The sequence below is a fragment of the Gordonia sp. SL306 genome, assembly GCF_026625785.1.
Classification (GTDB): Bacteria; Actinomycetota; Actinomycetes; order Mycobacteriales; family Mycobacteriaceae; genus Gordonia.
The window spans coordinates 4,258,378-4,276,729 of sequence record NZ_CP113063.1; the positions used below are offsets into that span (position 1 = coordinate 4,258,378).

17 protein-coding genes, 1 pseudogene and 1 riboswitch are annotated in these 18,352 nt (G+C 66.4%); of the genes and pseudogenes, 6 read left to right on the plus strand and 12 right to left on the minus strand.

What is annotated here, in order from left to right:
* Positions 1–90 precede the first annotated feature (90 nt).
* Complete coding sequence (locus OVA31_RS19500) at positions 91–1,560, minus strand: MFS transporter (RefSeq protein WP_267628243.1); 1,470 nt, start codon at positions 1,558–1,560, stop codon at positions 91–93.
* Positions 1,561–1,965: 405 nt separating this feature from the next.
* On the opposite strand from OVA31_RS19500, the gene OVA31_RS19505 reads away from it, so the two are divergent.
* Complete coding sequence (locus OVA31_RS19505; protein WP_267628244.1) at positions 1,966–5,355, plus strand: pyruvate carboxylase; 3,390 nt, start codon at positions 1,966–1,968, stop codon at positions 5,353–5,355.
* 81 nt (positions 5,356–5,436) lie between these two features.
* Here OVA31_RS19505 and OVA31_RS19510 read toward each other — a convergent pair whose 3' ends face one another.
* From OVA31_RS19510 to OVA31_RS19520, 3 genes are all read right to left on the minus strand, one after another.
* A complete protein-coding gene (locus tag OVA31_RS19510) occupies positions 5,437–6,072 on the minus strand; it encodes a nucleoside/nucleotide kinase family protein (RefSeq protein WP_267628245.1) in 636 nt (211 codons plus the stop codon).
* 22 nt (positions 6,073–6,094) lie between these two features.
* Complete coding sequence (locus tag OVA31_RS19515; RefSeq protein ID WP_267628246.1) at positions 6,095–7,705, minus strand: 4-hydroxyphenylacetate 3-hydroxylase family protein; 1,611 nt, start codon at positions 7,703–7,705, stop codon at positions 6,095–6,097.
* Positions 7,706–7,775: 70 nt separating this feature from the next.
* Entirely contained in the window at positions 7,776–8,345 is a 570-nt protein-coding gene (locus OVA31_RS19520) for a flavin reductase family protein (protein WP_267628247.1), read from the minus strand.
* 141 nt (positions 8,346–8,486) lie between these two features.
* On the opposite strand from OVA31_RS19520, the gene OVA31_RS19525 reads away from it, so the two are divergent.
* Positions 8,487–9,428 carry an AraC family transcriptional regulator gene (locus tag OVA31_RS19525; RefSeq protein WP_267628249.1) on the plus strand — a complete coding sequence of 314 codons (942 nt, stop codon included), beginning with the start codon at positions 8,487–8,489 and terminating at the stop codon, positions 9,426–9,428.
* Positions 9,429–9,626: 198 nt separating this feature from the next.
* Positions 9,627–9,856: riboswitch (cobalamin riboswitch) on the minus strand.
* A 193-nt stretch (positions 9,857–10,049) separates the two neighbouring features.
* Positions 10,050–10,256: a cold-shock protein gene (locus OVA31_RS19530; RefSeq protein ID WP_161059604.1), complete on the plus strand. Its 207-nt coding sequence runs from the start codon at positions 10,050–10,052 to the stop codon at positions 10,254–10,256.
* Between the two features lie 110 nt (positions 10,257–10,366).
* On the opposite strand, the gene OVA31_RS19535 is transcribed toward OVA31_RS19530, so the two are convergent.
* The 5 genes from OVA31_RS19535 to uraD (OVA31_RS19555) all read right to left on the minus strand — a co-directional run bounded on the left by OVA31_RS19535 (position 10,367) and on the right by uraD (OVA31_RS19555) (position 14,004).
* The gene (locus tag OVA31_RS19535; protein WP_267628250.1) at positions 10,367–10,804 is read right to left on the minus strand and encodes a DUF5994 family protein; all 438 of its coding nucleotides are present in this window, start codon (positions 10,802–10,804) and stop codon (positions 10,367–10,369) included.
* 14 nt (positions 10,805–10,818) lie between these two features.
* Positions 10,819–10,950: a hypothetical protein gene (locus OVA31_RS19540; RefSeq protein ID WP_267628251.1), complete on the minus strand. Its 132-nt coding sequence runs from the start codon at positions 10,948–10,950 to the stop codon at positions 10,819–10,821.
* A gap of 199 nt (positions 10,951–11,149) precedes the next feature.
* Positions 11,150–11,476 carry a hydroxyisourate hydrolase gene (uraH, locus tag OVA31_RS19545; RefSeq protein ID WP_267628252.1) on the minus strand — a complete coding sequence of 109 codons (327 nt, stop codon included), beginning with the start codon at positions 11,474–11,476 and terminating at the stop codon, positions 11,150–11,152.
* Positions 11,473–12,006, minus strand: a complete 534-nt coding sequence (uraD, locus tag OVA31_RS19550; protein ID WP_267628253.1) for a 2-oxo-4-hydroxy-4-carboxy-5-ureidoimidazoline decarboxylase — start codon at positions 12,004–12,006, stop codon at positions 11,473–11,475. The genes uraH and uraD (OVA31_RS19550) overlap by 4 nt, the downstream gene beginning before the upstream one ends.
* 9 nt (positions 12,007–12,015) lie before the next feature.
* The gene (gene uraD, locus OVA31_RS19555; RefSeq protein WP_267628254.1) at positions 12,016–14,004 is read right to left on the minus strand and encodes a 2-oxo-4-hydroxy-4-carboxy-5-ureidoimidazoline decarboxylase; all 1,989 of its coding nucleotides are present in this window, start codon (positions 14,002–14,004) and stop codon (positions 12,016–12,018) included.
* A gap of 136 nt (positions 14,005–14,140) precedes the next feature.
* Here uraD (OVA31_RS19555) and OVA31_RS19560 point away from each other — a divergent pair, with 136 nt between their 5' ends.
* Positions 14,141–14,728, plus strand: a complete 588-nt coding sequence (locus OVA31_RS19560) for a nucleotidyltransferase family protein (protein ID WP_267628255.1) — start codon at positions 14,141–14,143, stop codon at positions 14,726–14,728.
* 9 nt (positions 14,729–14,737) lie between these two features.
* Here OVA31_RS19560 and OVA31_RS19565 read toward each other — a convergent pair whose 3' ends face one another.
* Entirely contained in the window at positions 14,738–14,992 is a 255-nt protein-coding gene (locus OVA31_RS19565) for a TetR/AcrR family transcriptional regulator C-terminal domain-containing protein (RefSeq protein ID WP_267628256.1), read from the minus strand.
* Positions 14,993–15,173: 181 nt separating this feature from the next.
* Positions 15,174–15,353 (minus strand): annotated as a pseudogene (locus OVA31_RS24780) (helix-turn-helix domain-containing protein); the annotation flags it as partial.
* Between the two features lie 85 nt (positions 15,354–15,438).
* On the opposite strand from OVA31_RS24780, the gene OVA31_RS19570 reads away from it, so the two are divergent.
* Complete coding sequence (locus tag OVA31_RS19570) at positions 15,439–17,043, plus strand: MFS transporter (RefSeq protein WP_267628257.1); 1,605 nt, start codon at positions 15,439–15,441, stop codon at positions 17,041–17,043.
* Between the two features lie 175 nt (positions 17,044–17,218).
* Positions 17,219–17,980 (plus strand): hypothetical protein, encoded by a 762-nt coding sequence (locus OVA31_RS19575; protein ID WP_267628258.1) that lies wholly within the window; start codon positions 17,219–17,221, stop codon positions 17,978–17,980.
* A gap of 9 nt (positions 17,981–17,989) precedes the next feature.
* Here OVA31_RS19575 and OVA31_RS19580 read toward each other — a convergent pair whose 3' ends face one another.
* Positions 17,990–18,352 (minus strand): hypothetical protein, encoded by a 363-nt coding sequence (locus OVA31_RS19580; RefSeq protein ID WP_267628259.1) that lies wholly within the window; start codon positions 18,350–18,352, stop codon positions 17,990–17,992.

Genomic DNA, 18,352 nt, shown 5'->3' on the forward strand with positions numbered 1-18,352 from the left:
ACGAGGTGCGCGGGGCGAGCCGCTGCTGGGGGACACTCGCGACACGCTACGACGCTTGTGTCACAGGCGCATGTCGAGTGAACCCCACGGTCAGACCTCCTCGACGAACAGCGGGCGGCTGGGCGGGATGGCCAGTGCCAGTGCGGTGGCCAGCCCGCAGGCGCCGAGCGAGATAGCCGACGCCCAGAGATAGCCGCCCTCTGCGGGCACGGTGACGGAGCCGCCGTCCGGACCGGCCACGGTGACCATCGACCACGTCAGGATCATGCCGACCACGGCTGCCGAGGTCGAGGTCCCGACCACGCGCATGAGTGCGTTCACCCCGTTCGCCTCGCCGGTCTGTTCGACGCGGACGGCGCGCATGATCAGGGCGGGCATCGCCGAGTACGCGATTCCGAGACCCGCGCCGATCAGGCAGGCGACGATCAGCATGACCCACCACGCCAGCGTCCACGAACCGGCGATGGCGACGATGAACACCACATAACCGACCCCGATGACCGCTCCGCCGGTTGCCAGTGAGACCCGTGGGCCGAACGCGCGGGTGAGGTGGGCGCTGACGTGTGAGAACACGAACATCAGCAGGCCGCTGGGCGCCAGCACCAGACTCGCCGTGAGCATGTCGAGCCCCAGGCCATTCGGGCTCGACGACGGCGCCATCAACAACTGGATGGGGATCAGCTGCATCGAATAGAACGCGAACCCGGTCGCCACCGAAGCGATGTTGGTCAGCAGCACGGGTCGTTCGATGGCGAGGGACAGGTCGATGAGCGGATTCGCACGGCGGCGTTCGACGAACCACCATCCGATGGCCACCACGACGAACGCGGCGAAGAGCCCGACGGTGAGCGGATCGGCCCATCCCCACACCGAACCCTTCGACAACGGGAGGAGTAGACAGCTGAGTATCGTGGCGAGGCCGAGAGCGCCGAAGAGATCGAAGCGTCCGCCGGTGCGCGAGCGGGATTGTGGGACGGTGAACGCGATACCCACCCCGCCGGCGACAGCGGCGGCGGCGCACGCCCAGAACAGTGCGTGCCAGCTGACGTGCTGGGCGATGGCCGCAGCGAACGGCAGGCCGAGGGCGCCCCCGACACCGAGTGAGGCGCTCATGGTGCCGACCGACGATCCGAGATGTCGTGGCGGCACGATGTCGCGCATGACGCTGATGCCCAGGGCGATGGTGCCGAAGCCCAGGCCCTGCAACGCGCGTCCGACGAGGAAGGGGAGCAGGGAGGCCGACAGCGCGCACACGACCGATCCGAGCGCCACACAGCCCATGCTTGCCAGGAGCATGAGGCGTTTTCCGTACATGTCGCCGAGCCGGCCACCGATCGGCGTGATCACCGCGCCGACGAGCAGTGTGATGGTCAGTGCCCACGAGGTGTCGGACGGGGCGGCGTCCAGCAGGACCGGCAGTTGCGGGATCAACGGCACGATGATCGTCTGCATCAGGGCGACCACGATCCCGGCGGCACACAGGACGGTCACGGCGAGCCGCGGATGGGCCTCCGGGACGGCGGGCGGCGAGCCGGTCTGTTCATCCACCGGTCTGCTCATCGCACTCACGCTTCACGCACCTCCGATGGCTACGCTATCGACCCGCACCCAATCGGAGAAATCGGATATGTCACCCAGTGACAGCGTGGCCGAGGTGGCCGTGGTCGGCGCGTCGCGTCGCAGAACGGGGTGGGTGTCGAGCGGACACCGACGTCCGCGGCTCTCCGTGCGGTCGATGACCGAGCGATTACTCGGTGATGTTTCCGGGAACGCACAGGTCAACGCCACTATTGTGAGAAGGTCTCGCGGTGCGCGAATTCGGCGCTGTTTCTGTCTCCCGATGCTTCGGGGCGGACGTCGGCCCAGTACTCTGGGCCACCCCAGCGTGTAATGGATGCGGTCAGCGAGTGCGTTCGACAGCGACATCAACGGACGTACTCCCTCGCACTGACGAGAGAGAGCCAAGTGTTCGACAAAGTCCTGGTGGCCAACCGCGGTGAGATCGCGATCCGAGCCTTCCGAGCCTCCTACGAACTCGGGGCGAGAACGGTCGCGATCTTTCCTTATGAGGACCGGAATTCGGTTCACCGGCTGAAGGCCGACGAGTCCTATCAGATCGGCGTTCCCGGCCATCCTGTTCGGGCCTACCTGTCGGTCGATGAGGTCGTCGGTGCGGCCGTTCGGTGCGGCGCCGACGCCATCTACCCGGGTTATGGGTTCCTCTCCGAGAACCAGGGACTCGCGGCGGCGTGTGCTGAGGCGGGCATCACGTTCGTCGGGCCGTCTGCCGATGTGTTGGAGCTGACGGGCAACAAGGCGACGGCGGTGGCCGCGGCGAAGGCCGCCGGCCTGCCGGTGCTCGCGTCGTCGGAGCCGTCGGCCGATGTCGACGAGTTGGTGCGTGCTGCGGCGGACATGCAGTTCCCGGTGTTCGTCAAGGCGGTGGCCGGTGGCGGTGGCCGCGGGATGCGTCGGGTGGCCGAGCCCGACGACCTCGCCGATGCGATCGCGGCGGCCTCACGGGAGGCGGACGCGGCGTTCGGGGACCCGACGGTGTTCCTGGAGCAGGCAGTGGTCAATCCTCGCCACATCGAGGTGCAGATCCTGGCCGACACCCACGGCAACGTGATCCATCTGTTCGAGCGGGACTGCAGCGTGCAGCGTCGCCATCAGAAGGTGGTGGAGTTGGCTCCGGCGCCGAACCTCGATCCGGCGTTGCGCGAGAAGATCTGTGCGGATGCGGTCGCGTTCGCCCGCCATATCGGCTACACCTGCGCCGGGACGGTCGAGTTCCTGCTCGACGAACAGGGTCGGCATGTGTTCATCGAGATGAATCCGCGGATTCAGGTCGAGCACACGGTCACCGAGGAGATCACCGACGTCGATCTGGTCGGTTCGCAATTGCGGATCGCGGCGGGGGAGTCGTTGCCCGATCTGGGGCTGACCCAGGATCAGATCAGCATCCGCGGTGCGGCGATGCAGTGTCGTATCACCACCGAGGACCCGGCCAACGGATTCCGGCCCGACGTCGGCCGCATCACCGCCTACCGCAGTCCCGGCGGTGCCGGGGTGCGATTGGACGGTGGCGCGGTCCTGGGTGCCGAGGTGAGTGGCCATTTCGACTCGATGCTGGTCAAACTGACTTGCCGCGGAAGGGATTTCGCGACGGCGGCACGCCGGGCGCGGCGGGCGGTCGCGGAGTTCCGCATTCGCGGTGTGGCGACCAACATCCCGTTCCTGCAGGCGGTCCTCGACGATCCGGACTTCCGGGAAGGCCGGGTCACGACGTCGTTCATCGAGGAGCGGCCGTCGTTGCTGACGTCGCGGTCCTCGGCTGATCGTGGCACCAAGATCTTGTCCTATCTGGCGGATGTGACCGTCAACAAGCCGCACGGCGAGCGGCCGACGAAGGCGTACCCGCGAGACAAGCTGCCCACCTTGGATCGGACCACGCTCACCTCGCCGCCGGACGGGTCCCGTCAGCGTCTGCTGGCGCTCGGTCCCGACGGGTTCGCCGCGGATCTGCGTGATTCGAAGCGGTTGGGTGTCACCGACACCACGTTCCGCGACGCTCATCAGTCGCTCTTGGCCACCCGGGTGCGCACCAGCGGACTCATGATGGTGGCGCCGTATGTGGCGGCGTTGACGCCGCAGCTGCTGTCGGTCGAATGCTGGGGCGGGGCGACCTATGACGTCGCGTTGCGGTTCCTCAAGGAGGATCCCTGGGATCGGCTGGCGCAGCTTCGTGAGGCCATCCCCAACATCTGTCTGCAGATGCTGCTGCGCGGGGCCAACACGGTCGGTTACACGCCGTACCCGACGAAGGTGACGACGGCATTCGTCGCCGAGGCGACCGAGGTCGGGATCGACATCTTCCGGATCTTCGACGCGCTCAACAATGTCGACCAGATGCGTCCGGCGATCGATGCGGTCCGGGAGACCGGGACCGCGGTGGCCGAGGTGGCGATGAGCTACACCGGCGACCTCGCCAACCCGGACGAGGACCTCTACACCCTCGACTACTACCTGCGCCTGGCGGAGCGGATCGTGGAGGCCGGTGCCCACGTGATCGCGATCAAGGACATGGCCGGCCTGCTCCGGGCGCCGGCCGCGACCACGCTGGTCTCGGCGCTGCGTAGCAATTTCGATCTCCCCGTGCACGTGCACACCCACGACACCCCCGGTGGCCAGCTCGCGACCTACCTCGCGGCGTGGCAGGCGGGTGCGAGCGCGGTCGATGGTGCGAGCGCGGCGCTGGCAGGCACGACCAGCCAGCCGGCGTTGTCGGCGATCGTCGCGGCGGCAGCACACACCGACCGGGACACCGGGCTCGATCTCAAGGCGGTGTGCGATCTGGAACCGTACTGGGAGGCGCTGCGAAAGGTGTACGCGCCCTTCGAGTCCGGGATTCCGGCGCCGACCGGTCGGGTGTACACCCACGAGATCCCCGGCGGGCAGTTGTCGAATCTGCGTCAGCAGGCGATCGCGTTGGGGCTGGGCAACCGGTTCGAGGCGGTCGAGGAGGCCTACGCTGCCGCCGACCGGATGCTCGGCAGGCTGATCAAGGTGACCCCGTCGTCGAAGGTGGTCGGCGACCTCGCCCTGGCGCTGGTCGGACGTGGCATCACCGCCACCGAGTTCGCGTCCGATCCGTCGGCCTACGACATCCCGGATTCGGTGATCGGTTTCCTGCGTGGCGAACTCGGTGACCCGGCAGGCGGATGGCCCGAGCCGCTGCGCAGCATCGCGCTCAAGGGACGTGGTGAGGCCCCGCCGCCGGAGACGCTCACCGACGACGATTCCGGCGCGCTCGACGTGCCAGGGCGCAAGCGGCAGGAGACGTTGAACCGCTTGCTGTTCCCGGGGCCCACGAAGGAGTTCGAGAAGCACTACGAGGAGTACGGCGACACGTCGCGGCTCTCGGCGAATCAGTTCTTCTACGGTCTGCGCTACGGCGAGGAACACCGCGTCGAACTCGAACCCGGCGTCGAGCTGCTGATCGGGCTCGAAGCGATCAGCGAGCCCGACGAGCGTGGTATGCGCACCGTGATGTGCGTGCTCAACGGTCAGCTGCGTCCGGTGTCGGTGCGCGACGGTTCGGTCGACTCCGCGGTCGAGGCGGCCGAACGGGCCGATCGCTCCAACCCGCACCACATCGGCGCCCCGTTCGCCGGAGTGGTGTCGCTGAGCGTGGACGTCGGCGACGAGATCGCCGCCGGTGCCGCGATCGGCACCATCGAGGCGATGAAGATGGAGGCCACCATCACCGCACCGCTCGGGGGCAAGGTCGCCCGCGTCGCCGTCGGCGCGGTGACCCAGGTCGCGCCGGGGGATCTACTGATCGAGATCGGGTAGACGCACCACGCAACAACAACCAGAACTCCCGGATACACCCGAAGTCCCGTGTGTATCCGGGAGTTCTGCGTGTGCGGGCGGTCAGGCGAACGTGACAGTGCCGTCGATGACGAGGTCCGCGCGATCCCGGGTGCCTGCGACGAGTGCGGCATTCGGCTCGTCCACGTTCTCGACCCATGCCCGCGCGGCTTGCGGTGACTTGCCCGCGGCGACATGGCGGGGGAGCAGCCGATCGCGGCGTAGGTCCGCGGGGGCATCCACGTAGTACAGCCGGGTGAGCATTCCGGCGACCGGCGACCAGCTCCCGTCGTCGAGGGCGAGGTAGTTCCCCTCGGTGATGATCAGAGCCGACGTCGCCGGGAGTACGAGCGCCGCGGCGATCGGCTCGCCCGCGGTGTGGTCGAAGTCGGGGGCGTAGACGTCGCGGTCGGCGCCGATCGCTCGGCCCAGCAACGCGACGTAGCCGTCGACGTCGAAGGTGTCGGGTGCACCCTTGCGATCCGATCTGTTCAGTTGCGCCAGAACGGTGTTCGCGAGATGAAAACCGTCCATGGGCAGGTACCCGACGAAACTGTCACCGCGCAGCCGGCGGTAGTGCTCGGTGAGTGTTCGTGCGAGCGTGGTCTTTCCCGAACCCGGAGGTCCGGTCACCCCGACGACGATGCGCTCGCCGGTATGGGCGGCGAGCGCATCGTCGAGATCGGTCAGGACGGACACAGGGGAACCCTAGACGGTTCCCTCAGTTCCCCGCACCGAAGTAGCTGACGTCGTCGTTGCCAATGAGGTCAGGTACGGTCCACCCGTCGAGGTCGTACTCGGCCAGGCATTGTTCGGCGAGGCCCTTCATTGACTCGACGCCACCACGGTTCTGCGCGGCGAACAGCAGCTCGGCCTTGACGTTCTCGTGATTGCCTGAGTAGTTGCGCTCATAGAGCTCGTGCCGGCCACCGAACTCGGAGCCGACCGCGTCCCACAGTGCCTTCATCACCTTCACTCGATCGACGGCGGTGATGCCGTCGGAGCCGCGGACGTACTTGTCCAGATAGGGCCGGACATCGGGGCTCTTGAAATCGGCGGCACTCGACGGCAGATAGATGAGGCCCGAAGCGACGTCCTGCTCGATGATCTCCTTGATGCGGGGGTAGCCCTGCATCATGAACATGCGGTAGGTCAGGCCGTACTCGAGTCGCGGGATCACAGTGTCGCCGATCCACGGTTCGGGATTGTGGGCCATCGCATCACTCAGCGTCCAGAACAGATTGCGCCAGCCGATCACCTCTCCGACACGGGTCTGCACACCGCGGAATCCGCCGGATCCAGTGCAGTCCAACGCCTTCATCAACAAGCCGGCGATGAAATCGAGCTTGACGGCCAGTCGGGTGCAGCCCTGGAAGGTGAAGCGAGGGAGGAAGCCGGACTGCGGGAAGAAGGAATTGATCCGATCCACGTCGCCGTACATGAAGATGTTCTCCCACGGAACGAGCACCTTGTCGAAGACGAAGATGGTGTCGTTCTCGTCCATCCGGCTCGACAGCGGATAGTCGAACGGGCTGCCCATCACCGCGGCCTGCTCGGTGTAGGACGTGCGGCAGATCAGCTTGATACCCGGCGAGTCCATCGGCACCGTGCAGATCAGCGCGAACTGCTTCTTCTTGATCGGCAGGCCGTAGTGGGCGATGAAGTTGTAGTTGGTGATCGCCGAGCCGGTCGCGACGACCTTCGCGCCGGAGACGATCAGGCCCGCATCGGTTTCCTTCTCGACCTTCATGAACACGTCGCCGACCTCGTCGGGAGGTAGCTGGCGGTCCACCGGCGGGTTGATGATCGCGTGGTTCCAGTAGAGGACTTTTTCCTGTGATTCGCGATACCAGCGTTCGGCATTGGCCTCGAAGGGTGCGTAAAGGTCCTTGTTGGCGTGGAGTGTGCCGAGGAAACTCGCCTTGTAGTCGGGCGAGCGGCCCATCCAGCCGTAGGTCATCCGCGCCCACTCGGCGATCGCATCACGCTCCTTGAGCAGATCTGCAGAGCTGGTGGGAGCCTTGAAGAACGGCATCGTGACGCCGCCGTTGCCGGTGTCGGTCGGCGTGGTGACCTTGTCCTTGCTGTCGGGATCGTGCATCGAGTCGTACAGGCGGGCGGTCATCCGGATCGGGTTGCGGAACGCCGGGTGGGTGGTGACATCCTCGACGCGGTCACCGTGCAGCCAGATCTCGCGACCGTCTCGCAACGATTCGATGTACTCGTCGCCGGTCATGGGGCGCGACGCGAAATTACGAGTCTGGTTGGCCGCACTGTCGGCAGCCGGATTCACCTGCGGCGCATCGGTCTCCGGGCGTTCGACGGTCGTCATGATTGATACCTCTTTCTGATGGTTTGATCGATGATGTTGATGAACGGCGTGAGCGGACGTGGCGGTATCGTCACGCCGGCCGCGCGGAACTCGTGAGATGGAACGGTGTGAACGTGGTGGTCGAGTCGAACCATCCGGAATGCGGATCGTCGGCCGACAGCGTCCACAGCGAATCGACACTGGGATCCCCGAGATCGTGAAAGGTGCTGCGATAGTAGAGAAGTGGCGGCTTTCCGCTGGCCTGTGCATCGACGATCTCGCCGATGAAGATGATGTGGTCGCCGCCGTCGTAGCTGCGCCACGGGGTGCAGCTGAGCGTCGCCGCCGAACCGCACAGGACCGGTGCCGTCGGACCGTCAGCCCAGACCGGACCGGGCTGCGCGGGCCGGCCTGCGAAATGCATTGCGATGTCGAGCTGGTCGGCGGCCAGGATGTTGACCGCGAAGGGCGCCTGGTCGAGGTATCCACACGCCTTGGATTTCCGGGTCATCGTCACCTGACACAGTCGCGGTTCCAGTGACACGGCGGTGAACGCGGTGACCGTCGCGCCGTGGGGTTCACCGTCGGCGTTCGCGCAGGTGATCACCGTGACACCGCTCGCGAACTGACCGAACACGTTCTGCAAGGCCTTTCGTTCCATCTCGTCCTCCTTTCTCCTGGGGCAGAATGTGATGTAGAACATAAATCGACTGCAGCCACCTGACGATCCGTCGAACGCGACGGTGAGCCGGATAGCGCGGCGAACTCCTGCGGAGTCACCGGCGGTCGTGAGGAGACACTGATGAGCCAGCTCGAACGGCTGCGAATCCCGGGTGATCCCGACTGGGATGCGGCCTCGGAAGCAGTGTCGGACGCCTACTTTCCACACGACTTGAGCCCGCGGGAGTCGGGGAGTACCGCGGCTGATGTCGACGTCGCGGTGACCGTGGTCGGCGCCCTGCGTATCGCGCGGATCGGCTGGGGCGCGGAGGTCGCGGTCCACTCCGATCACCCGGGCGCATACGGCATCAACGTCCCGCTCGGTGGTGTGCTGGAGACGCGTGTCGGTGGTCATTCGGTGGTGTCGACCAACGGCCTGGCGACGGTGAATCCGCCGGATACGCCAGCCGACATCATTCGCTGGTCGAGCACGTGCACCATCGTCGGGGTGAAGATCGACCGCGACTTCCTGCACCACGAAGTCGGCCGGGTGACCGGGCTACCGGATGCACACATCCCGGACCAGCTCGATCTACGGTCACCGGCGGGTGCGAGCTGGTTCCGGCTGGTGCGATCGATCGCCGCGCAGCCGGCCGACGATCCATTGCTGGCCAACCCGCTGGTTTCCGAGCATTTGGCGGCCTCGCTGACCGACGCGTTTCTTCTTGCCGCGTTACCGGACGATCCAGCTGATCACCTAGCGCCGCGCCCCCGGATAGTCACCCGCGTGCTCGACGCATTGCGCGCCGATCCGGCACGTCCCTGGACGGCGTCGGACATGGCGCAGGCGGCCGGGGTGAGTGTGCGCCGACTTCAGGAAGGCTTCCGCGAGTACGTCGGCAAGACCCCCCGCGAGTGCCTCACCGAGATCCGGCTCGCGGCCGTGCATGATGAACTGACGAGGGATCGCGCGATCAGCGTCACCGATTCGGCGATGAAGTGGGGATTCACCCATACCGGGCGGTTCGCTGCTGCGTTCCGCCAGCGCTATGGCGTGTCGCCGTCGCAGGTGGTACGGGGCTGAGAAGTATTGCGGGGTGAGCGGTCTCGATTTCGTCACGCTCGATCCGGCGGATACGCCGGATCGCTACGCTCGCGCGGCGTGGTCCGCCGCCCTGCAGGGCAGTCAAGCGAGCGGGCATCGATGATCCGGATCCCCCGACATCGCAACCTCACCGGTTCGACCTGCGCCCAGTCCACGAGGCGGCGAGCCATCGGACGCGGCGCGTCCGGTACACCTGGCAGGTCTTCGGGCTCGTCGGCGTGCCTGCCCAGCGAGTGCTGGGCGGGGCATTCCTACTGACCGTCGCTTCTCGGACCACGGGTCCAGTGCATCTGACGGCGGTCGTTCCGACATACCGCTGCGGGACAGCTCCGGATTTTCACCGGATTCCCTGTTCATCGGTGTCCCTCCGGGACGCCGATGTCGACGCCACCGAGGGAGGTTGGGGACCCACATGTCCCTCGAATGGCGAACCAACTGCGTGATCCACCGCGGCGAGGATGGCCGTGGAGACGACACATGGGAGGCCGTCAAACGGGTTCACCTTCGCCACGGTTATCTCAAAAGTCACAAAGTGTGCGATGATGGTGTCGCGAGTGCCACATGGCTCTCGTGTGCAAAATAGAGAGAAGTACCAGCATCATGGCTCAAGGAACCGTCAAGTGGTTCAACAGCGAAAAAGGCTTCGGCTTCATCGCTCCCGACGACAGCACCGATGGTGACGTTTTCGTTCACTACTCGGCCATTCAGGGCGGCGGATACCGCAGCCTCGAAGAGCAGCAGCGCGTCCAGTTCGAGGTCGAGCAGGGCCCCAAGGGCCCGCAGGCGACCACTGTGACCGCTATCTGACCACAGTCTTCACCAACGAACGCCGCTCGGGTTTTCCCGGGCGGCGTTTGTGGTTGTCTCACAAGTTGTTGTGTCACAAGGTATCTGGCTCGCCTTGAGAGCGGGGACGGTCAGCCGACCGGATTCGAGTCGGTGGCGCCGCACTGCAGCGCGGCGCGGCGGAGGATTCGCTGGGCGTCCCGGTACAGGTGGCTGTGCTCCGAGCCCGGCGAGCTCGTGCATTGACCCGCCTGCCGCAACAGCGTGGCGGCAAGCGCCGACTGCGTCCTGGGCGGAATGACGAGCAAGGTCACCTCGGCGCGATCCGCGGTGATCGACATCAGCGGCAGCATGTCGGGCGAATTCTCGGAGTCGAATCCGGGATAGCGCGCGAAATTGCGCCAATTCACGTCGATGCGGGTGATGGTCCCGAGCCTGCTACGGCCGGCCGCCTGCAGGGCGGGAAGTTCCTGCGAGATCTGCGATGTGTAGGGCAGCCATGCCCCGGCGATCGGGAGTGTGAGGTCGGGTGCGAGTTGGAGACGGGTCGGACCGAGTGCGAGTGGCACGGTCTCGCCGCCGCTCAGTCTCGCCCGGCGGAGTAGGGGTTGTCCTGTGCGTCGGAGAACTGGAGCTCCGAGGTGGCCGTGGTCGCCTGCACGGCCGCATGAGTGGTGTCGGTGCAGTGCGAAAAAAGGTTGGAATCGTTGGACATCGGATATCCGTTCGGAGAGGTGATCGGTGGAGTCCGGCCCAAGAGCGTCGATCCACCGCCGACTCGGTCCGCGCGATTGCGTAGACGCGACATGACGTCGGCTTCATTTCGACTCTACCCCCTGCCCTGTGGTGTCCGTCGCATTCGGGGCACCGATGGCCGGGTCGGCAGGGAGCGGGTGCGCCACCGATCCGCTCGGTCAGCTACCCCGGTAGGTCGTGTAGGAATACGGACTGAGCAGCACCGGGACGTGGTAATGGCGAGCGGGGTCGTCGACCGCGAAACAGATGTCGATCTCCGGATAGAAGCCGGCGATCCCGTGCGTGTCGAACCACTGTCCCGTATCGAACACGAGGTGATAAGTGCCAGGAATGAGGGGTGCGATGTTGACCTGTCCGATCCGGCCGTCATCGTCGGTGAGGCCCGCGGCCAGTTCGGTTCCGGTCGAGTCCCTCAAAGCGATCGAGACACCCCGGGCCGGGGAGCCGGACACCGCATCTAGCACGTGGGTGGACAGGCCCGTCATGTCGTCGCTCCGTCGTCGAGGTAGATGCTCGCGGGGGTCAGCATCCTGGTCAGCCTACTGCGATTGATCTTCGCCAATTCCATTCGCATCACACGTCGTTCGGTGTCGGCGTCGTTGTACATCCGTTGCTTGAGGATGTCGAGGAGCTCATCGGCCGGCCGGCCGTTGGCGAACACGAGATACACGTGGCCGAACTTCTCCTCGTAGGCGGCGTTGAGCTTCTTGAGGTCGGTCAGCACCGCTGAGTCGGCATCGGCCAGGCCCGATTGCTCACGCTCCGACGACGGGTTGTCGGGTCGGTCCCCGATCCGGGGGTGTCCGGCCAGCGCCTCGTCGAGATCGGTGTCGGTGAGTTCGGCCAGGATGAGATCCGCATACTCGAGCAACGCCTCGTCGTCGGAGAAGGGGCGGGCCTTGGCGACCCGCAGAGCCCAGATCGACGAGCTGCAGCATTCATAGAGCTGATGGATGGCCTGGCGTTCGGAGAGTTCGTTGAAACTCGACAATCCGCGCCAATCGACACGCCTCATACGGCCAGCCTAGGAGAGTTCGGGCTGTCGGCTGAACCGGGCCGACGTGATCGGATTGGCATCGGCGACCAGATCGTCGAACCGGTAGTTGGCGATCTTTGCGATCTCGATGAGGGCAAAGGACTTCTCACTGGTGTCGGCGTTGTCCATCCGCGCCCAGCCGCTGCGCAACACCCGGTCGTATCGTTCGGTCTCCCGGGCACAGATGACGAGCGGGAAGCCGAAATGCTCCCGGTACGCCGACGCCAGGTTGACCACGTTCTCGTGTTCGGTCTCCTCCAGATGCGACAGGCCCTTGTGATCGACGGCGATCAGTTCGCCGGTGTCCTCGTCCTCGGCGCCGAGGTCGGGAAAGGCGCGGATCAGGTCCAGCTGCTCGGTGTCGCTACCGGTGAGCATCGCCTCCTGGAACGCGCTGCGGAGATCGTGGACGTCCTCGAAGGGTTTCTGATCCCACGCGCGGTCGAGGACCCAGTCCACGTTCTGCACAACGCCACCGAACGTCGCGCGGAACTGCTCCTTGGACATGGTGTTGACCTCGTCGAGGGTGATCGCGCCACCGCCCGCGACGGCGGGGCCGCGGCTGCCGAGGTGGAAGAACAGCAGGTTGAGCAGGATCGCGGTGATCGCACCCATCGTGATGCCGGTCGAGAAGGGGATCTGCAGGAAGATGTTGGGCATCGCCTGATCGACGCCCGGGAGGGCGGGCACCTCGACCTGCTGACCGGACTTCTCGATGACGGTGGTCGGTGTCGCCGACTGCGAGAACTGCACATACAGCGCGACGGCGAGCGAGGTCGCCGAGATGATCAGGTTGCGGTGATCGGTGAAGTCGACGGACGTCAGGGTCTGGATGCCGACGATGGCCACCGTGGCGAACATGATCAGGGCCGCGCCGCCGAGCACGGGTGCGGGGATGCACTCGACGACCTTGGCCAGCTTCGGGAACAGCCCGAGGACGATCATGATGCCGCCGGCGGCGGCGACCACCCATCGGCTCTTGACGCCGGTGAGTCGGACCAGGCCGACGTTCTCCGAGAAGGCCGTGTAGGGGAAGGAGTTGAACGAGCCGCCGATGACGGTGGCCAGACCGTCGGCTCGGACCGTCGCGGCGACGTCCTCCTTCTTGATGCGCTTGCCGACGATCTCGCCGGTCGCGAACACCGATCCGGTCGATTCGACGGCGACCACCAGCAGCACCACGATCAGCGAGACGATCGCGACGATGTCGAAACGCGGCCAGCCGAAGGCGAACGGCGGGGTGAAGCCGAGCCAGTCGGCCTGACCCACGGCTGCAAAGTTCGCGTCTCCGCACAGCCAGGCCACGAACGTTCCGACGACGAGGCCGAGCAGCACCGCGATCGTGGCCATGAAGCCGCGGAAGAAGCGTTGCATCAGCACGATCAGCAGGATCGTGCCCAGTACGTAGAGAACCCACCGCCAGTTGGCCGAATCGTGCAGATGGGTCGCCGGGTCGCTGACCGCATCGCCTGCGCCGACCGGGATCAGGCAGATGCCGATGATCGTGATCAGCGTGCCGGTGACCACCGGTGGCAGGAAGCGGATCAACCTGGCGAAGAACGGTGCGATCAAGAAGGTGAACACGCCTGCCGCGATGACCGCGCCGTACACGGTCTGCAGGCCGACACGCCCACCGCCGTGGTTGTTCGCGATCTGGATCACCGGCGCCAGCGTGGCGAACGTGATGCCCTGCAGCAGTGGCAGGCGGACGCCGATTTTCCAGATGCCGACCGCCTGGAGCAGGGAGGCAATGCCGCACGTGAACAGATCCGCGGTGATGAGCATGGTCAGGGCCTCGGAGTCGAGGTTGATCGACCGTGCGATCAGGAGCGGGACGAGCACCGCTCCGGCGTAGAACGCGACGACATGCTGTGCACCCAGGGTGAGCAGTTTGCCTGCGGGTGGCACCTGATCGACAGGGGCAACCCTCTTCTTGCGCTTGGCTCCGTCGATGGGAGTGGTGGAATCCGTGGTCATGCTCGCTCACCTCTATGTCGGCCGTTGACCGCTACATCTTGGACCCGGGTGACCGTTCCTGCTCGGCGGGCGATCGTATATTTCCTTCTGGTAAATCGGACAAAGGGCTTGTGCCGCACTAGTATCGACCGTCGTCATGGGTATCGAGCCGAGTGTTCCGGATCGGCGGCGCGAACCGGGCCGCCTGGTCGGGGTGGTGCTGGCGGCGGGCGCCGGGAGTCGCTTCGGTGCGCCCAAAATCGTTGCTGACGACGGTGATTGGCTTCGTCGATCGGTCGATGCGCTGGCCCGCGGCGGCTGCTCCGAGGTGTTCGTCGCGATGGGCGCCCGGATCGTCGACCCACCGGACGGGGCATCGGCGATCATCGTGCCCGGCTGGCGGAGCGGCCTCGGGGACACCGTCCGGGTGGCGGCGACATCGGCGCGGGATGCCGATGCGGACGGCATGGTTTTACATGTTGTTGACACACCGGACGTCGGTCCGGATGTGACCATCCGACTTCTCGCCGCGGTCGGTCGCAGGCGAGATGGCATCGCCCGGGCGGTCTTCGACGGTCGACCAGGACATCCGGTGTACTTCGGGGCCGATCACCTCGACGGCGTGATCGCGACGGTCACCGGTGATGTGGGTGCACAGCCGTACCTCGCCGCTCACCGCGCCGACCTGCTCCTGGTCGAATGTGGCGATCTGGCCACCGGCCGGGATCGGGACACCCCTGGCTGAGTGCGGGGCTCAGCGGTGCAGGGTCGCGACGATCGATTCGAGGGTCTGGTCGCGTGAGGGCAGGCCGAGGGAATGGCCGACCAGCATCGGCTGCGCGTGCCGGAGGAAGACCGACGCGATCAGGAGATGGGCGGTCACATCTGCGTCCACCGCCGGATCGACCACGCCGGCGTCTTGCGCGGATCTCAGGTACCCGCTGATCGCGGTCACCCCACGCTGAGGTCCGTAATCGTTCTCCAGGATCACGCCACCCCAATTCCGCACGGAGTTCGCTGTCGGCCTGGGCGGCCATCAGGACGTCGAGTCCGGCCTCGAGGAATTCTTCGAGGCGTGCGATGAAGACGGTGAGGACCTCGCGCAGCTCGGCGACGTCGTGCGGCGCAGGCGGCATCGTCGGCCCGAACTCCCACAGCGGTCGTAGCGACTCGGTGAAAACGGCACCCACCAGGCCTTTTCGGTCTCCGAAATGGTAAAAAATGCTGCCCTCGGAGATGTCGAGCCGATCGGCGATCTCGCGGGTGGTCAGACGGGCGATGCCCCGGTCGCGCAGGACCGCCAGGGTGGCCGTGACGATCTCGTCTCGCCCGGTCTTCGGTGGCCGTCCACGTCGCGTCACGTCTGGCACTCTACGCGGGAACAGAAACTTATTGAGTAACCGCTCAGAATGTGTGACGATTAACTGAGTCAAAACTCAAATAAGGAGGGGCGCGATGCCTCGGAAATGGTTGACCCTGGCTGCGGTGTGCACCGGGGTGTTCATGTTGCTGCTCGACGTGACGATCGTGAACGTCGCGCTACCCGACATCCAGCGGGACCTGGGATCGTCGTTGGCCGGTCTCCAATGGGTGATCGACGCGTACGCGCTGACCCTCGCGGCGCTGCTGCTGACGGCGGGGACCATCGCCGACATCATCGGCCGCAAGCTGGTGTTCGCGTCCGGCATCGTCGTGTTCACGATCGGTTCGCTGGCGTGCGGTCTGGCGCCCACCATCGAATTCCTGGTCGCCGCCAGGGCTTTGCAGGGTGTCGGTGGGGCGATCATGTTCGCCACGTCGCTCGCGCTGTTGGCGCAGGCGTTTGCGCCCAAGGAGAGAGGCGTCGCGTTCGGCGTGTTCGGCGCGGTGACGGGCGTCTCGGTGGCTGTTGGGCCGGTTCTCGGTGGGGTGCTCACGACAGGACTGTCGTGGCACTGGATCTTCTACGTCAACATCCCGGTGGGCATCGCGGCCCTGGCGGTCACCTACGTCGGAGTCGACGAGTCGAAGGCCCCCGGGTCACGGCGCATCGACTGGCTGGGTTGTGTGAGTTTCAGTGCGGCCCTGGCGTTCCTGGTCTTCGGTCTCATCCGCAGCCACGCCGACGGATGGGGGTCGTCGACGGTCGCCGGTTCGCTCATCGCCGCCGCGGTGCTCCTGGTGGCCTTCGTCGTCGTGGAAAGGATGGTCGCGGACCCGATGATCGACGGCGCACTGCTCCGGGTGCCGACCTTCAACGGTGGTCTGATCGCGGCGTGGGCGGTGTCGGCGTCGATCTTCTCGGCACTGACCTACCTGGTCATCTACCTGCAGACCATCATGGGGTACTCGGCGCTGGAGGCCGGATTGCGCTTCCTGCCGTTCTCTGCGGTCGTGTTCGTCGCGGCCGCCGTCGCAGGCCGGCTCTCGGATCTGGTGCCGGTGAGATGGCTCATCGGTCCCGGATTCGTGTTCGTGGCGGCGGGACTCTGGCTGATGCGCGGCACGGACCCGACGGGCAGCTGGACTCAGCTGGTGCCGGGGTTCGTCGTCGCCGGCGTCGGGACCGGTCTGATCAATCCGCCGCTGGCATCGACGGCCGTCGGTGTGGTCGAGCAGGAGCGGGCGGGGATGGCGTCGGGGATCAACTCCACCTTCCGGCAGATCGGCATCGCCACCGGGGTGGCGGTGCTCGGCAGTGTGCTCGCATCGCATTTCGCCGACACGGTGGCGTCGGCGTTGACCGGCGGGCCGCTGTCGGCACGCGCACAGGAGATCGGCGATGCGGTGGCCGACGGCAACATGGCAGGCGTTCTGGGGACGGTGCCCGGCCCGCTCCGCGCCGGGGTCGCCCGGGTGGCGGCGCAGGGTTATGCCGACGCGCTGGATCGGGTCCTCCTCATCGCCGCGGTGGTGGCGCTGGTTGCCGGCCTGATCGCGGCGGCACTGATCCGTAGTCGTGACTTCCATGACCCAGACGCTTCGCCGGATACGGACATCGCCGCGGACGCGGACGCGGCGCGCGCGGGGCAGGACGCCGGAGCTGCCCTGGACGTGCCGATCGTGAGGACGGTGAAGTGAGGCGGCGATCGGCCGATTCGGTGACCGCCATCTGGTGAAACATCCACGCCGCTGCGGTTTCGTTGCCTTCTCGTCGCCATTCCGATGCACGCGGACGCCTCGCCGCCGTGGCCGACCTGCCTAGTGTGCAGGTGAGCCGACAGCCCGGGAACCAATGGGTGAAGAGGTGATCGTCGTGAAGCGAGCACATCGCGGACCTGTTGCGGCGCTGGCGGCGGCCGGCATCGCCATGGTGGTGATATGTGGCTGCGGCGGGAGCCCCGCGGTGACCGGCGAGGCGGCGCCCCGCGTGAACGAACACGTACCGGCCGACCTCGACATCACTTTCCGCTGGCTGCCCGGTCCGGTTCTCGATCTGTTCGGTCCCGAGGGCACCTTTGTCCGGGCCTACATCGAATCGTTCGAACTGGCCGACGCCGGCCGGTCGACGACGTGGGGTTACCACGGCTTCGTCGCGGCGTCGCCGTCGAACATCGACAGCATGATCGCCGCCTACCCGCCCGACGTGTCGCCGGATCAGCCCGGCGTCGGCACCGCGATCTTCACCGGTCTGCGGCGTGTCGACGACGGGGACTGGACACGGATCGTGCTGTGTCGCCACGGGTTTCGATCCGTTCGTGATGATGCGGGAAATGGGTCGTCATGGACGTCGCGCACCGACGCGCCGCGGCCCGTCGAGGTCGACTTCCGCAGAGTCGGCGCCGGACCGCCCAACGTCAAGAGCGGCACGCAGCGCACACCCGACGGGGCGGTGTTCGGCGACTGGCGTGCCACCAGGGTCGATTTCGCCGCCATCTACCCGACGCCGACCGCCGATCAGAACGCGTGCGCGGCGATGGTGTCGTCGGGCGTCCCGCAGCGCGCACCCACCCATGGCGGCCAGCCGTGGCCGAGCCTGGCACCCAGCCCGGGGTGGTCGGCGACCTCGCTGCTCTGAGTGCGCGGATCAGCCGCCCGGGGTCGAGTCGATCGGGCCGACCGCGAGTCCGAGAGCGCCTTCGGCAAAACGTGTCACGGGCGCCACCGCAGCCTCCAGGGCCTCGTCGTGGCCGACGCGGGCACGCCCCCAGAGATGACCGTCGTCGCCGTCGCGCCGGACACCGATCAGCGCGATGAGTTCGCCGGTGGTGGGTATGCAGACGGCCCAGACGTAGCCCGTCTCGTCCGACCACGCGGCGTTCGCGGCAGCGACGTATGCGCCCGGATCGTCGATGCCCAGATCCGACAACGCCGGGACGTCGGTCATCCGCTCGTCAGCGCGCAGCGCTCGCAGATACCACGTCCCGGCGTTGATCTCGACCGGATTCAT

What these genes read in the sequence shown, in the direction of transcription:
- OVA31_RS19525 (WP_267628249.1), top strand. Translation starts at nt 8,487, where the DNA reads ATGAGCCAGCTCGAACGGCTGCGAATCCCGGGTGATCCCGACTGGGAT.
- OVA31_RS19560 (WP_267628255.1), top strand. Translation starts at nt 14,141, where the DNA reads ATGGGTATCGAGCCGAGTGTTCCGGATCGGCGGCGCGAACCGGGCCGC.
- OVA31_RS19515 (WP_267628246.1), bottom strand. Translation starts at nt 7,705, where the DNA reads ATGACGACCGTCGAACGCCCGGAGACCGATGCGCCGCAGGTGAATCCG.
- OVA31_RS19500 (WP_267628243.1), bottom strand. Translation starts at nt 1,560, where the DNA reads ATGAGCAGACCGGTGGATGAACAGACCGGCTCGCCGCCCGCCGTCCCG.
- OVA31_RS19540 (WP_267628251.1), bottom strand. Translation starts at nt 10,950, where the DNA reads ATGTCCAACGATTCCAACCTTTTTTCGCACTGCACCGACACCACTCAT.
- OVA31_RS19530 (WP_161059604.1), top strand. Translation starts at nt 10,050, where the DNA reads ATGGCTCAAGGAACCGTCAAGTGGTTCAACAGCGAAAAAGGCTTCGGC.
- uraD (WP_267628254.1), bottom strand. Translation starts at nt 14,004, where the DNA reads ATGACCACGGATTCCACCACTCCCATCGACGGAGCCAAGCGCAAGAAG.
- OVA31_RS19580 (WP_267628259.1), bottom strand. Translation starts at nt 18,352, where the DNA reads ATGAATCCGGTCGAGATCAACGCCGGGACGTGGTATCTGCGAGCGCTG.
- uraD (WP_267628253.1), bottom strand. Translation starts at nt 12,006, where the DNA reads ATGAGGCGTGTCGATTGGCGCGGATTGTCGAGTTTCAACGAACTCTCC.
- uraH (WP_267628252.1), bottom strand. Translation starts at nt 11,476, where the DNA reads ATGACGGGCCTGTCCACCCACGTGCTAGATGCGGTGTCCGGCTCCCCG.
- OVA31_RS19520 (WP_267628247.1), bottom strand. Translation starts at nt 8,345, where the DNA reads ATGGAACGAAAGGCCTTGCAGAACGTGTTCGGTCAGTTCGCGAGCGGT.
- OVA31_RS19570 (WP_267628257.1), top strand. Translation starts at nt 15,439, where the DNA reads ATGCCTCGGAAATGGTTGACCCTGGCTGCGGTGTGCACCGGGGTGTTC.